Origin of the sequence: Corallococcus sp. CA041A, from assembly GCF_003612075.1 — a bacterium.
GTDB classification, from domain to species: domain Bacteria; phylum Myxococcota; class Myxococcia; order Myxococcales; family Myxococcaceae; genus Corallococcus; species Corallococcus exiguus.
The window spans coordinates 1-13,959 of sequence record NZ_RAWF01000086.1 but is presented as its reverse complement, the minus strand read 5'-3'; the positions used below and the strand labels follow the sequence as shown (position 1 = coordinate 13,959).

The 13,959-nt window shown below is 68.2% G+C and carries 15 protein-coding genes; 8 read left to right on the top strand and 7 right to left on the bottom strand.

Annotation, left to right across the window (positions count from 1 at the left end; all coding sequences use genetic code 11):
* Positions 1–32: 32 nt before the first annotated feature.
* Positions 33–932, top strand: a complete 900-nt coding sequence (locus D7V77_RS17335; RefSeq protein ID WP_120577402.1) for a cation diffusion facilitator family transporter — start codon at positions 33–35, stop codon at positions 930–932.
* A 66-nt stretch (positions 933–998) separates the two neighbouring features.
* Here D7V77_RS17335 and gcvP read toward each other — a convergent pair whose 3' ends face one another.
* From gcvP to gcvT, 3 genes are all read right to left on the bottom strand, one after another.
* Complete coding sequence (gene gcvP / locus D7V77_RS17330; protein WP_120577401.1) at positions 999–3,902, bottom strand: aminomethyl-transferring glycine dehydrogenase; 2,904 nt, start codon at positions 3,900–3,902, stop codon at positions 999–1,001.
* A gap of 110 nt (positions 3,903–4,012) precedes the next feature.
* On the bottom strand, positions 4,013–4,396 hold the full coding sequence (gene gcvH, locus D7V77_RS17325; RefSeq protein ID WP_120577400.1) for a glycine cleavage system protein GcvH: 384 nt from the start codon (positions 4,394–4,396) through the stop codon (positions 4,013–4,015).
* 40 nt (positions 4,397–4,436) lie between these two features.
* Positions 4,437–5,522, bottom strand: a complete 1,086-nt coding sequence (gene gcvT / locus D7V77_RS17320; protein WP_120577399.1) for a glycine cleavage system aminomethyltransferase GcvT — start codon at positions 5,520–5,522, stop codon at positions 4,437–4,439.
* A gap of 102 nt (positions 5,523–5,624) precedes the next feature.
* On the opposite strand from gcvT, the gene metF reads away from it, so the two are divergent.
* The 4 genes from metF to D7V77_RS17300 all read left to right on the top strand — a co-directional run bounded on the left by metF (position 5,625) and on the right by D7V77_RS17300 (position 8,356).
* Positions 5,625–6,497 carry a methylenetetrahydrofolate reductase [NAD(P)H] gene (gene metF / locus D7V77_RS17315; protein ID WP_120577398.1) on the top strand — a complete coding sequence of 291 codons (873 nt, stop codon included), beginning with the start codon at positions 5,625–5,627 and terminating at the stop codon, positions 6,495–6,497.
* Positions 6,494–6,916: a hypothetical protein gene (locus D7V77_RS17310; RefSeq protein ID WP_120577397.1), complete on the top strand. Its 423-nt coding sequence runs from the start codon at positions 6,494–6,496 to the stop codon at positions 6,914–6,916. The genes metF and D7V77_RS17310 overlap by 4 nt, the downstream gene beginning before the upstream one ends.
* Positions 6,913–7,968 (top strand): homoserine dehydrogenase, encoded by a 1,056-nt coding sequence (locus D7V77_RS17305; protein ID WP_120577396.1) that lies wholly within the window; start codon positions 6,913–6,915, stop codon positions 7,966–7,968. The genes D7V77_RS17310 and D7V77_RS17305 overlap by 4 nt, the downstream gene beginning before the upstream one ends.
* A gap of 88 nt (positions 7,969–8,056) precedes the next feature.
* Positions 8,057–8,356: a hypothetical protein gene (locus tag D7V77_RS17300; protein WP_120577395.1), complete on the top strand. Its 300-nt coding sequence runs from the start codon at positions 8,057–8,059 to the stop codon at positions 8,354–8,356.
* Between the two features lie 48 nt (positions 8,357–8,404).
* Here D7V77_RS17300 and D7V77_RS17295 read toward each other — a convergent pair whose 3' ends face one another.
* Together D7V77_RS17295 and D7V77_RS17290 are read right to left on the bottom strand one after the other, a co-directional pair.
* Positions 8,405–9,343, bottom strand: coding sequence for an ADP-ribosylglycohydrolase family protein (locus tag D7V77_RS17295; RefSeq protein ID WP_120577394.1), 939 nt, complete (start codon positions 9,341–9,343; stop codon positions 8,405–8,407).
* A gap of 62 nt (positions 9,344–9,405) precedes the next feature.
* Positions 9,406–10,944: an OmpA family protein gene (locus D7V77_RS17290; protein ID WP_158624420.1), complete on the bottom strand. Its 1,539-nt coding sequence runs from the start codon at positions 10,942–10,944 to the stop codon at positions 9,406–9,408.
* A 91-nt stretch (positions 10,945–11,035) separates the two neighbouring features.
* Between D7V77_RS17290 and D7V77_RS43730 the strand changes: the two genes are divergently transcribed.
* Positions 11,036–11,326, top strand: a complete 291-nt coding sequence (locus D7V77_RS43730) for a hypothetical protein (protein ID WP_158624419.1) — start codon at positions 11,036–11,038, stop codon at positions 11,324–11,326.
* A 237-nt stretch (positions 11,327–11,563) separates the two neighbouring features.
* Positions 11,564–11,740 (top strand): hypothetical protein, encoded by a 177-nt coding sequence (locus D7V77_RS43725; protein WP_158624418.1) that lies wholly within the window; start codon positions 11,564–11,566, stop codon positions 11,738–11,740.
* 78 nt (positions 11,741–11,818) lie between these two features.
* On the opposite strand, the gene D7V77_RS43275 is transcribed toward D7V77_RS43725, so the two are convergent.
* Both D7V77_RS43275 and folD read right to left on the bottom strand, forming a co-directional pair.
* On the bottom strand, positions 11,819–12,025 hold the full coding sequence (locus D7V77_RS43275) for a hypothetical protein (RefSeq protein WP_147452085.1): 207 nt from the start codon (positions 12,023–12,025) through the stop codon (positions 11,819–11,821).
* Between the two features lie 593 nt (positions 12,026–12,618).
* Positions 12,619–13,470: a bifunctional methylenetetrahydrofolate dehydrogenase/methenyltetrahydrofolate cyclohydrolase FolD gene (gene folD / locus D7V77_RS17280; protein WP_120577391.1), complete on the bottom strand. Its 852-nt coding sequence runs from the start codon at positions 13,468–13,470 to the stop codon at positions 12,619–12,621.
* A 90-nt stretch (positions 13,471–13,560) separates the two neighbouring features.
* Here folD and D7V77_RS17275 point away from each other — a divergent pair.
* Positions 13,561–13,959: TerB family tellurite resistance protein (locus tag D7V77_RS17275; protein WP_233597070.1), on the top strand; the 399-nt coding region annotated here is incomplete at its 3' end.

The following is a 13,959-nucleotide window of genomic DNA, read 5'->3' as shown; positions in this document are numbered from 1 at the left end:
TGGACGGCGCGAAGGCACTACCCTGCCCCGCCGTGGAAGCCTCTTTCGTCGACCGTGGCGCCGCGCTCCAGGAGCGCAACCGGAAGGTCCGCTTCGTCCTGTTGGCCATCCTCGTGGCCAACTGGGTCGTGGCCGTGGCCAAGCTCGTCTTCGGCCTCATGGCCCAGTCCGCGTCGGTGACGGCGGACGGGTTGCACTCGTTCATTGACGGCGGCTCCAACGTGCTGGGCCTGGTCGCCATGGGCGTCGCGTCGCAGCCGGCGGACGCGGACCACCCCTACGGCCACGGCAAGTTCGAGGCGCTCGCGTCGCTGGGCATTGGCGCGATGATTGGCGTGGGCATGCTGGAGCTGGGGCGCATGGCGTTCGACTCGCTCCTGCACGACAAGCACCCCACGGTGTCGGTGACGATGGCGGCGGTGATGGTCGCCACGCTGTTCATCAACCTGGCCGTCACCCGCGTGGAGCGGCACTACGGGGAGAAGTACAAGAGCGCCCTGCTGCTCGCGGACGCGCAGCACACGCTGTCGGACGTGTTCGTGACCATCGCCGTGCTCATCTCCATTGGCCTGGTGGCGATGGGCTTCCCTCGCGCGGACGGGCTGGTGGCGCTGGCCGTGATGGTCTTCGTCGCGCGGGTGGCCTACGGCATCGTCCGGCAGGCGGTGGGCATCCTCTCCGACACCGCGCGCCTGGACCCGGCGCAGGTGTCCCAGCACACGCTGGCGGTGGCCGGCGTGCGCTCCTGCCGCGACGTGCGCAGCCGGGGCATGGAGGAGAGCGTCTACGTGGACCTGAAGATCGAGGTCGACCCGCAGCTCACCACCGCGCAGGCCCACGAAGTGGCCGACAAGGTGGAGGAGACGCTGCAAGGGGCCTATCCGCAGGTGGTGGACGTGGTGGTCCACGTGGAGCCCGCGCGGGCCCGCTGAAAACACGAGGGCCGCCTTCCGATGCGCTGGAAGACGGCCCCGGTGACTGCTGCTGTCGAAGACGGCTTAAGCGACCTTCTGCGCGGGCGTGTCGTAGTCCTCGATGGGAGGGCACGAGCACACGAGCTTGCGGTCACCCAGCACGTTGTTCAGGCGTCCCACGGACGGCCAGAACTTGTTGTCGCGGACCCACGGCGTGGGGAACACGGCCTGCTCGCGGGTGTACGGGCGGTTCCACTCCGGCGCGGTGAGCGTGCGCGCGGTGTGCGGCGCGTTCTTCAGGACGTTGTTGTCCTTGGGCGCGCGGCCCTCCTCCACGTCGCGGATCTCCTGGCGGATGGCGATCATCGCGTCGCAGAAGCGATCCAACTCCGCCTTGGACTCGGACTCGGTGGGTTCAATCATCAGCGTGCCCGCCACCGGGAACGACACGGTGGGCGCGTGGAAGCCGTAGTCCATGAGGCGCTTGGCCACGTCCTCCACCTCCACGCCCGCGGTCTTCTTGAGCGGGCGCAGGTCCACGATGCACTCGTGGGCCACCCGGCCGCGCTTGCCCCGGTAGAGCACCGGGTAGTGCGGCTGGAGCCGCTCCGCGACGTAGTTGGCGTTGAGGATGGCCATCTTCGTGGCCTGCGTCAGGCCCTCGCCGCCCATCATCTGGATGTACATCCAGGAGATGAGCAGGATGCTCGCGCTGCCCCACGGCGCCGCGGAGATGGCGCCGATGGCGTCCCCTCCGCCCGTCTGCATGACGGGGTGTCCAGGGAGGAACTTCACCAGGTGGGACGCGACGCAGATGGGGCCCATGCCCGGGCCGCCACCGCCGTGCGGGATGCAGAACGTCTTGTGCAGGTTGATGTGGCAGACGTCCGCGCCCACCAGGCCCGGCGCGGTGAGGCCCACCTGCGCGTTGAGGTTGGCGCCGTCCATGTACACCTGGCCGCCGCGCTCGTGGATGGCGGAGCAGATTTCCCGGATCTCCTCCTCGAACACGCCGTGCGTGGAGGGGTACGTCACCATCAGCGCGGCCAGCTTGTCCTTGTGCTGGTCCGCCTTGGCGCGCAGGTCGTTCAGGTCGATGTTGCCGTTCTCGTCGCACTTCGTGACGACGACCCGATAGCCGGCCATCACCGCGGAGGCGGGGTTGGTGCCGTGCGCGGAGGACGGGATGAGGCACACGTCGCGGTGCCCCTGCCCGCGCGCCTGGTGGTAGGCGCGAATCACGAGCAGGCCCGCGTATTCACCCTGGCTGCCCGCGTTGGGCTGCAGCGAGCACCCGGCGAAGCCCGTCACCTGCGACAGCGCGTGCTCCAGCTGCTCGAAGATGACCTTGTAGCCGGCCGCCTGCGAGGTGGGTGCGAACGGGTGCAGCTTGCTGAACTGGGGCCACGTCACCGGGATCATCTCCGCGGTGGCGTTGAGCTTCATGGTGCAGCTGCCCAGCGGAATCATGGAGTGCGTGAGGGACAGGTCCTTCGCCTCCAGCCGGCGCACGTACCGCAGCATCTCCGTCTCGGAGTGGTAGCGGTTGAAGACCGGGTGCGTGAGGTACGCGCTCTGACGGCGCAGCTCGGGGGCGAGCGGGCTCTCCAGGCCTTCGGCGACCTCGTCCAGGTTCACCGGGGACGCGGACTTGTTCGCGCCCTGGATGAAGGCCGCGAGGATGTCCTCCACGTCCTTGGCGCGCGTCGTCTCGTCCAGCGACAGGCCGAGCGTCTTCTCGTCGATGCGGCGGAAGTTCATCTTCGCGCCTTCCGCGGCGGCCAGCACGCCCCGCACCTGCGGGGCCGTCAGCTCCACGCGCAGCGTGTCGAAGAACTGCTCGTGCTTCGGCTTGAAGCCCAGCTTCGCCAGGCCGCGAGACAGCACCACGGTGAGTCCGTGCACGCGCTCCGCGATGGCCTTGAGCCCCTCCGGCCCGTGGTAGACGGCGTACATGCCGGCCATCACGGCCAGCAGCACCTGCGCGGTGCAGATGTTGCTCGTGGCCTTCTCACGGCGGATGTGCTGCTCGCGCGTCTGCAGCGCCATTCGCAGCGCGGGCCGGCCCCCGGAGTCCTCGGACACGCCGATGAGGCGGCCCGGCATCACGCGGGTGTAGGCGTGCTTCGTGGCGAAGTAGGCGGCGTGCGGGCCGCCGTAGCCCAGCGGAACGCCGAAGCGCTGCGCACTGCCCACCACCACGTCCGCGCCGAACTCGCCGGGCGCGGTGAGCAGCGTCAAGGCCAGCAGGTCCGCCGCGACGACGAGCAGGCCGTCCGCCGCGTGCACCTTCTCGCCGAAGGCGCGGTAGTCGTGCGCCACGCCGTCCGTCGCCGGGTACTGCACCAGCGCGCCGAAGAACTTCTTCTGGGACAGGTCCACCGTGCGGTGGTCGCCCACGACGACCTCCACGCCCAGCGGGAGGGCGCGCGTACGCACCACGTCCACCGTCTGCGGGTGGCAACCGTCGGAGACGAAGAACGCGCCCCCGGCGTCGGTGCCCTTGGCATGCAGCGCCAGCGCCATGGCCTCCGCCGCGGCGGTGCCTTCATCCAGCATGGAGGCGTTGGCCACTTCCATGCCGGTGAGGTCCGTCACCATCGTCTGGAAGTTGAGCAGCGCTTCCAACCGGCCCTGGGCGATCTCCGCCTGGTAGGGCGTGTACTGGGTGTACCAGCCTGGGTTCTGGAAGATGTTGCGCAGGATGACGTTGGGGACGTGGGTGTCGCTGTAGCCCATGCCGATGAAGGACCGGAACACCTGGTTCTTCGCCGCGATGGCCTCCAGCTGCGCCAGCACCTCGTTCTCACCCTTGCCCGCGGGCAGCCGCAGGGGCTCCGGGGAGCGGATGACGGGCGGCACGGTGGACTCCACGAAGGCGTCCAGCGAGTCCACGCCCAGCGTGGACAGCATCTGCTTCACTTCAGGGGTCTCCGGGCCGATGTGCCGGCCGGCGAAGGACTCCTGGTACTTCCAGTTGAGGGACATGGTCGAAGGGCTCGCGTGAGGTGCGGTAGGAAGTTCGGCGTCCGAGCGGGCTCGGCACTCCATGGAGCGTCTCTAACAACCGGGACGCCCGACTTCTTGCGCGCGCGGAACTACTCCTTGGTGAGCTTCTCGTAGGCGGCGGCGTCCAGCAGGTTGCTCAGCTGCCCGGCGTCCGAGAGCTCGATCTCCACGAGCCACCCGTCCCCGTACGGATCCGTGTTGAGGTTCTCGGGCTCTTCCGTGAGGTCGGTGTTCACCTTCACGATCGTGCCGGAGACAGGTGCGAACAGCTCCGACACGGCCTTGACGGACTCGACGGTGCCGAACGAGTCGCCGGCCGACACCTGGGCGCCCAGCTTGGGCAGCTCCACGTAGACGATGTCGCCCAGTGTGGTCTGGGCGTGGTCGGTGATGCCCACCACGACGCTCTTGCCCGCGACGCGGGCCCACTCGTGCTCCTGGGTGTACTTCAGGTCCTGCGGGATGTTGGCCATGGGGTTTCAGCTCCTCACAACAGGTGGGGAAGGAAGGAAATCAGGACTTCTTGAGGAAGGGGGTCTTCACGACGACGGCGGGCACGGCGCGGCCGCGGATGTCCACGTCGAAGGTGGAGCCTTCCGCGGCGAGGTTCGCCGGCACGTAGGCCATGCCGATGGACTTCTTCACCGTGGGGCCCATGGTGCCGCTCGTCACCTCGCCCACGCGCTCACCGTTCTTGAGGACGGAGTAGCCGTGGCGGGGGATGCCCTTGTCGGTGAGCTCGAAGCCCACCAGCTTGCGCGGCACGCCCGCGGCCTTCTGCGCGGCGAGCGCGTCCTTGCCGATGAAGCCGCCCGCCTTGTCCAGCTTGACGATCCACCCCAGGCCCGCCTCCAGGGCGGTGTGCGAGTCGTCGATGTCGTTGCCGTACAGCGCGTACTTCATCTCCGTGCGAAGCGAGTCGCGCGCGCCCAGGCCACAGGGATTCACGCCGTCCGGCTGCCCGGCCTCCAGGAGCGCGTCCCAGAGCTTCACGGCGTCGCCGGCGGCGCAGTACAGCTCGAAGCCGTCCTCACCGGTGTAGCCCGTGCGGGAGATGATGGCCTTCACGCCAGCGACCTCCCCTTCCGTGAAGCGGTAGGTGCCCACCTGGGACAGGTCCGACTTCGTCAGGCGCTGCACCAGCCCCACGGCCTTGGGGCCCTGGATGGCGATCTGCGCGTAGTCGTCGCTCTTGTCCACGGGCTTGACGCCTTCCGCGCGCGCGTTCATCCAGGCGAAGTCCTTCTCGCGGTTGCTGGAGTTGACGCAGATGAGGATGCGCTCGGGGCTGAAGCGGTAGGCGACGACGTCGTCCACGAAGCCGCCCAGGTCGTTGAGCAGGCCCGCGTAGACGGCCTGGCCGTCCTGGATTCGGGAGAGGTCGTTGGAGATGAGCCGGTTCACGGTCTCCAGGGCGCCCGGGCCGGTGAACTCGATCTCGCCCATGTGGGAGACGTCGAAGAGGCCGACAGCGGTGCGCACGGCCTCGTGCTCGGCGGTGAGGGACGAGTACTGCACCGGCATGTCCCAGCCGGCGAAGTCGACCATGCGGGCCCCCAGCTTGCGGTGGGCCTCGTTGAGGGGCGTACGCCGGGTCATTGACTTCTCCATGATGGGCAGGGGGTGGCGAAACGGCGCGGACTATAGCGGCGCACCTTCTCCGATCAAGGCCGACGCGGAAGGGACTAAACTCCTCCCGACATGAAGATTCGCAACTGCCTCAACCCCTCCAAGCCGAGCTTCTCCTTCGAGTTTTTTCCTCCCAAGACGGACGCGGGCGTGGCCTCGCTCCTGCGCACGGTGGAGGAGCTTGCGCCGCTGGAGCCGGGATTCGTGTCGGTGACGTACGGGGCGGGCGGGAGCACGCGCGACCGGACGGTGGACCTGGTCACGCACATCAAGAAGCACACCGGCATCGAGGCGATGGCGCACCTGACGTGCGTGGGACACACCCGCGACGAGCTTCGTGACGTGCTGCGCCGGCTCGACGCGGCAGGCATCGAGAACGTGCTCCTGCTGCGAGGGGACCCGCCGCTGGGGCAGGCGACGTTCGAGCCGGTGCCCGGAGGCTTCCGCTACGCGGAGGAGTTGGTCCGATTCGTTCGAGAAGAGGATTTCAACTTCTGCCTGGGAGGCGCGTGCTATCCGGAGGGCCACGTGGAGACGGCGTCGCGCGAGGACGACCTCAAGCACCTGAAGGCCAAGGTGGATGCGGGGATGGACTTCGTGGTGACGCAGCTCTTCTTCGACAACGCCTTCTATTTCGACTTCGTGGAGCGGGCGCGGCGGGCGGGCATCAACGTCCCCATCGTTCCCGGCATCATGCCCATCACCAACTACGAGCAGGTCCAGCGCTTCACGCGCATGTGTGGCGCGACAGTGCCCATGCGTCTGGCGTTGCAGATGGAGCGCGTGAAGGATCAGCCTGACGCCGTCGTGCAGCTGGGTGTCGCGCACGCCACGGTGCAGTGCATGGAGCTGCTCGCGCGCGGAGTGCCGGGCATCCACTTCTACACGCTGAACAAGTCTCCCGCGACGCGGATGATCGTGGGCGCGCTGAAGGGGCGGTCATGAGCGGTCCTGGTCCTCAGCTGGAGTCGGGCGACCCGCGCATCAAGATCTTCCAGATCGTGCGCTTCCCGGCGTTCTTCCTGCTCGTCGTGGGCGTGCTGCACGTCACCTTCAGCCTGCTCGGCGGGCTGCTGGCGGCGCTGAAGGTGGCGTCGCCCTTCTCGACGCCGGGGCAGGCGCCGGTGGTGCTGGAGTTCACGACGGGCTTCACGCTGGCCATCCTGGGCGGGATCCTCTGCGGGGTGCTCGCCGTCTGGGGCGCGTGGAACGCGATGAACCTCAAGGGGTACGGCCTGGCGACGGTGGGCGCCATCTGCGCGATGTACACGCTGACGCCCGGCTGTTTCGTGGGCGTGCCGGTGGCGGTGTGGATGCTCTTCACGCTGCGCCGTGACGGGGTGCGCGAGGCCTTCGCACCATGAACCCGCGCGCCGTCCGCACGGTGCGCTTCCTGCTCACGGGCCTTGGGAACGTGGGCGTGCCGCTCCTGGAGATCATCCAGTCGCGCGCATCGCTGTTGATGGAGCGCTACCGGCTGGAGCTGTTGCCGGTGGGGCTGGCGGACTCGGGCGGCGCGGCGGTGTCGCCGAACGGGTTGGACATCGGCGCGGTGCTGGCGGTGAAGCGGGCGCGGCATTCCGTGGCGTCGCTGCCGGTGGTGGGGCGTCCGGGGTTGAGCGGGCGAGACCTGGTGCGCGAGGTGAAGGCGGACCTCTTGCTGGAGGCCACGCCCACGAGTTTCCAGGACGGGCAGCCCGGGTTGGACATCACGCGGGACGCGCTGTCGCGAGGCATGGCGGCGGTGCTCGCGAGCAAGGGGCCGCTGGTGCTGGGGTTCCAGGAGCTGGCGGGCATGAGCGACCTGGAGTCGCCGGGCCGCCCTCCCCTGCGCTTCAGCGCGGCGGTGGGCGCGTCGATGCCGCTGGTGAACGTGGGCCGCCGGGACCTGGCGCTGGGGAAGCTGGGCCGGTTCGAGGGCGTGCTCAACAGCACCAGCCACCTGCTGCTGTGCCGCATGGCGGAGGGCAGGACGTACGAGGCCGCGCTGGCGGAGGCGCAGTCGCTGGGCATCGCGGAGACGGACCCCACGCTCGACGTGGATGGCTGGGACACGGCGGGCAAGCTGGTCATCCTGGCCAACGCGGTGATGCGCGTGCCGACGATGCTGAAGGACGTGGCCGTAACGGGCATGCGCGGCGTGACGCGCGCGGAGCTGGACGCGGCGACGGCGAAGGGCGGCCAGGTGCTGCTGCTGGCGCGCGGCGAGCCCGTGGGCGGCGAGCAGTGGGAGTGGAGCGTGCGGCCCACCGCCGTGGACTCGGCCCATCCCCTGGCCCGGCTGGGCGCGATGGAGATGGGCGCGGTGTTCCGCAGCGACCTGCACGGCGTGAACACCGTCATCAACGGTGAGCAGGGCGCGCGGGGCACGGGCGCGGCGATGCTGAAGGACGTGCTGGAGATCTTCCCGGACTGAGGGGGCGTCACGGGGCACGGGGAAGATGTGCGAAGCTCCTGGGTCCCACCGGCGTGGACCCGACGCGCCGTTCTCCCCGAGGTACACCATGAAGCTGCTCCGCCGCTCCGACCTCCCGAAGATGGCTTCCCTCCTGATGCTGTTCGCGGCGCCCTCGTTCGCGGCGGAAGACACCCAGGTGTCCTCTGTGCAGGCGCCCGTCGAAGAGGGAGATAAGTGCTCCGTCTGCGGTCCTGCCCCCTGCTGCGTGGTGCTCTGGACCGCGTGGTGCGGCTGCCCGTTCGCCAGCACGGCCAGCGTCGAGAACGAAGCCCCTGCGGAGGAGCTCCTGGCGTGTGCGCCCCAGAGCCAGCCGCAGACGGCTCAGGAGCAGAGCCAGTCGCTGTAGTTCCTGTCCGCGCGCCCCCGGACGGAACAGGTCCGGGGGCTTCGCGTCTCATCCGCGAGTCGCGGCGAGGAGCCGATCCAGGAGCGGCTTCACCAGATCTTCACCTCGTAGCTGGGAGCGCCAGCGGTGAGGAATGCCATTCACGCCGTGGATGAGGCCCGCGATGCCGCCCGCCACGCAGGCCGTGGTGTCCGTGTCGTGGCCCAGCCGGATGGCGGATTTGACGATCTCTTCGTAGGTCTTCCCGTTCGCCACGCAAGCGCGTGCGGAGCGCAGGCAGTCCACGACGTAGCCGCCGCCCGTCCCCGGTGCGGGGTCGTCCGGTCGGACGTGGGCTTCCAGTTCCTCCCTCTGTGGGAAGCCTTCGACGTACAGGTCCCGGAAGGTGGCCACGGCTTCAGCCCACGGGTCCGCCGCGCCTTCGAGGATGCGACGAGCCCAAAGACAGTACAGCGCGCAGCACACCTGGGCGCGCACATGGCCATGCGTGACGCGTGACTGCGCCATGGCATCCGAGACGAGTGCGGCATCCTTGCCCCGATGCCACAGGGCCAATGGCAACACACGCATCAGTGAGCCATTGCCGTTGTCCATCGTGCCATTGGGGCCCGCGAGCATCGCCGGGGTGCCATCGCGCAACCGGCGCAGGGCGGTGCTGGTCTGGATGCCCACGTCGAACACGTCGCCATCCACGGCGAGGTAACCCCAGTCCTGCCAGTTCACCAGCCGCCGCCCCAGGTCCTCGCAGTCGAGCCGCTTCTGATACGTCAGCGAATCCAGGAGGCACAGCGCATGGGCGCCATCGTCCGACCACGTGCCCGGGGGGACGCGATCATGCGCGCGATCGAACCCCGGAGGTGGGTCGTATTCGATGGCCTCTGGGGAGGGAATCCTCTCCGGCCGGTGGAACTCGTAGGGCACGCCCAGCGCATCGCCTATGAGCAGCCCATACAACCCTCCCGCAATGCGCTCCTCGCGGTTCATCATGTCCAAGCCTCCCTGTTCCGGACATAGTGTACCACGGACACCATTGTCGTGTCTTGGCGTTCCTATTGAGGAGGAGGCGCGGGGATGGAGCGGGACGAAGTGGGCTCGCCCAGGATCAACAGCAGTTCCGCGCGGCGGTTCTCGCCCCGGCCTGATTGTGTCCCATTGGAGCCTGCGGGCCGACGCGCACCGAGTCCCCGGGCCTCCAAGCGGTGGGCCGGGACGCCCTTCCGCATGAGGTAGTCACGAACCGCCTCCGCGCGAGCCAGGGACAGGCGCTGGTTGGAGGCAGATGAACCTTCCGCGTCCGTGTGGCCTTCAATGACGACGCGCTCCACCTCCGGATGCTCCAGGAGCACCCGCGCCACCTGATCCAACACGCGCGAGCGGCCCGGCAGCGTCGTCACGCCGACCTCGAAGAAGACCTGGCCATGGAGGACGAGGCGCTCGCGGGTCAGCGTGACGAGCGGGTCGCCGGTCTCGGGGCAACCGCCGTGCTCCCGGGTCCCCTTCTCATGGATGCAGGCATCCAGCGCGTCCACGACACCGTCCCCATCCGTGTCTGTGTCGGACCAGGCCGGCTCGACGGAAGGCTCGGGCGTGGGGGGCTCGGGAGGCGTGGGTTCGGGCTCGAGCTGGGGCTCGGCGGGAGCACGCGGCAGTCCCTGGACGAGCTCGTAGACGATGTCCTCCGGGGGCGGAGGCGGCGGCTTGTCGAAGAGCATCAGAGCCAGTCCCGCGAGCACCCGGAAGCGGGGCGTCCCAGGTTCCGAGCCCAGGCCCGCGCTGCCCATGGCGAAGAACTCGAACGGCCGGATGGGTGCGTAGCGCAGGCCGCCCAACAGCTCGCCGCTGAAGCGCTGCTGCCGCCAGGAGTAGGCACCCAGCGCGGACACCTCCGCGCGGAGGGCGTAGCCCACCGTCACACCCGCACCGGCGCGAAGCTCGTTGCCCACGCCGTTGATGCGGTCCACGCTGGAGCCGGACACACCGCGACGCAGGAGCACGCCCAGTTCCAGCGCCGGAGCCACGGCCCCCCACCGTTTGCCCATCATGACGCGGCCCTGGCCGCGGACACCCCGGTCGCGGGCAAACGCTCCCGAGCCGCCCACGGGCAACCGCAGGTCCAGGTCCACCGCAAGGTGGAAGGCGTCGGGAGCGGAGGTCCCCAGCAGGCCCAACCGGGCCGCGACCCGTGGCGCCCCCAGCCCGCTGCGCGAAGGCGAGGCGATGGACAGCGAGGTGCTCAAGTCCGCGCCACTCTGGTGGATGACGCCCGGAAGCTGGGCCTGAAGCTCCAGCCAGGGCAGCACGCCGACGGCCATCGACACCAGTCCGGTGGTCCGGGACAGGACGAGCGAAGGCTCCAGCAAGCCGTTCGGTATCCGCAGGGAGGAGTGCTGGTAGTGCGCCATCACGGAGATGCGCAGCGCCCCGGGCGCCAGCAGCTCGCCATTTCCGAACGCGAGGGGTCCCAGCCCCGGGTTCGGATCCAGGCGCTCCAGGGAGAACGTGGGCAGGGCCGTGGCGTCCTGGGCACGCGCTGGGGTGGCAAGTAGCAACAGCCCCAGCGCGGCCCCGCCCACTGCGCATCGATGCAAGGCCGGACCCATGCACGCATCTTCCGTCATGTCCCGCCCTGGGCGAAGAGGAATGGCGGTTAGACTCCCCTCCCCGCTTGGAGACACGCTCATGAAAATGCAGCCGTTGAGGAAGTCTTGGAGATTGTTGGTCGGCGCGTTGCTGTTCGCTGGCTGCGGCCCCGAAGCCACCCAGGAGACCTCTGACCGCCCGGTGCACGCGATGACTCCGCCCAACAGCTGTGACGAAAGCGTGGATGTCGGATGGTGTCGCGTCTACAGCGACCGCGTGCCCTGCAACAACGGCATCGAGATGTATGCCATCTGGACACAGGATGGCTGGTGCATCCCGCGCGACGTCTGCAAGTACAGCCAGGGTCCCGAAATCATCTGTCCACAGTGACGATTCCAGTCGCTCCCGATTGGAACTCGGGCCATGGCTTCCAATTCGGATTTCCAAGCTAGACTGTTCCAGCGGCCCCACCCCGTCACGGAGACAGCCATGCAATGGCATTCATTGGTGAAGTCAGTTGGAATGGCGGCGGGCGCTGCGATGCTTCTCGTCGCCTGCGGGCCTGAAGCAGCGCAGGAAGCACCGCCGGAGACGCAGTCCTCGGAGTCAGACCGTCCGGTGCACGCCATGGCACCACCGACCAGCTGTGACCCGGACACCGATATCGGCTGGTGCCGAATTCCCACCGACCGCGTCCGCTGCGCGAATGGCTTCTACATGTATGCCTATTCGACGCCGGACGGCTGGTGCATCCGTTACGACGCATGCAAGAACCAGGGCGGTCCGTACGTCTGCGGTCTGTAGAGAGCTTTGCCTTCGGGGCTCCCCGTCCTCATATGGGCAGGGAGTCCCGAACGATTCATGGACTCAAGCGGCACTCCATCAATCGCCAAGCCCCTCGTAGATTGGCTCGTCCCGCCCTCTCCCCGACACCAGCACTTCGCCTCGGCGTGCAAGACGTCCCGTTGCCTCACGCATCGAGAGCGACAGATCCGGCTCGCAAGCCACGAGCATTCCGTAGGCTATCGCGAACGGCCCAGCGATCAGCGTCTTGAATGTACTGTTGTTGCTCGAATCCAGCGCGTCCACGAGATGGGTTCCACACCAACTCCTCTTGCCACTGAAACAAGACGCCCATCTTTACCCCCCAAAAGGCTTGCGATGTACTTCTCTTCCTTGATGTTTAGCGCTGGCAAGACAGCCCAGGAAGTCCTCGCGGTGTATACGTCGGCGCTGGGCGAAGCTGTTGCGTCAGCAACCGGCAAGGACGGTGGGCTATGGGGCACGGCCGCCACGGTTGAAATGCGCATGGGTCCCGCCACCGAGGAGGATGTGTATTTCTCGCGGAGAGCAGGCGGATTTGACGCAGCACTCGCCCTCTCTTTGGATTGGCAAGGCAGCCGACGTCGCTCACGCAGAGGAGTTCAGAAAAATCTTGAATGGAGTCGTCGCCGTCTGCGACGCGTTCGGATGCGACTGCGCCTATATCGGGAACGACGTCGTGCGCTTTACCGTAATCTCTGGCCGCGTCATCTTCAATCAGGCTGCCGGTGTTACCGACGAGGAGCGCCTTCGCGGGTTTTCACGGTCGCACTCCGTGAAGGCATTTCCCGTCTTGCAATGGAGCGATGACCGTCTCGCCTCCCTGCCCAAGCATGGACAGGGAGGTCCTGCCGATCACATCACTTCCCAGCGCGCTGAGCCGCCTCCAGCGTGTTCTTCATCAGCATCGCGATCGTCATCGGCCCCACCCCACCCGGCACCGGCGTGATGAACGACGCGCGCTCCGCCGCGGCGGCGAACTCCACATCCCCCACCAGCTTCCCATCCGCCTTGCGATTCATGCCCACGTCAATCACGACCGCGCCGGGCTTGATCCACGCGCCCTTCACCAGCTCCGGCACGCCCACGGCCACCACCAGGATGTCCGCCTGCGCCACCTCCGCCGGCAGGTCGCTCTTGCGGTGGCACACCGTCACCGTCGCGTCCTTCTGCAGCAGCATCAGCGCCTGCGGCTTGCCCACGATGTTGCTGCGCCCCACCACCACCGCGCGCTTGCCGGCCGGATTGCACCCGACCTCTTCCAACAGCCGCATCACCCCATAGGGCGTGCACGCTCGCGTCGCCGGCCTGCCCAGGAGCAGATTCCCCGCGTTCATCGGGTGGAAGCCGTCCGCGTCCTTCTCCGGCTTCACCGCCGCGATGATGGCGTCCGCGTCGATGTGCTTGGGCAACGGCAGCTGCACCAGGATGCCGTGCACCGCCGGGTCCTCGTTCAGCCGGTGCACCAGCGCCAGGAGCGCGTCCTGGGTGATGGTCTCGTCCGGGTGGTGCTCCCAGGAGTTGAAGCCCACCTCCTCGGCGGCCTTCTTCTTCCCCGTCACATAAATCTTGGACGCCGGGTCCTCTCCCACGCGCACCACGGCGAGACCCGGGGTGATGCCGCGCTCCGCCTTCAGGCGCGTCACCTCCTCCTTGATCTCCGCCCGCACGCGCGCCGCCACTGCCTTGCCGTCAATCAACTGAGCCGTCATGCGACCCACCTTATGCAAGACTGGCCCGGCACAAGGGAGCGAAGCGAAGGCATGGGCGCGGGAAAAGTTCTCGGGGCGATGTTGGGTCTCATGGCCGGCCTCCTCATGGGCGGGCCCTGGGCCATTGTGCTCGCCCTCATCCTGGGCACCGCCCTGGGCCACTACTTCGACGAACAGCACGGCGCTCCCCCGGACTTCCCTGAAATCCTCAGCGACTTCCCCTCCACCTTCGAGCCGCCTCCTGAACAAGTCCCCCTCACCCAGGGCCCGGGCGAGTTCCCCATCGTCCAGGCCCCGGACGAGGACCCGCTCGACCGCGACATCACCGCCCTCTTCGTGGACGTGGCCCGCGCCGACGGCGACATGCGCCGCGAGGAGGTCCGCGAGGTCCGCCGCTACTTCGAGGAGGTCCTCCACGCCGACGCCCACACCGTCCAGGCCGTGCGCCGTTACCTCAAGGACTTCCTCTCCCGCCCCGCCTCCCTGGAC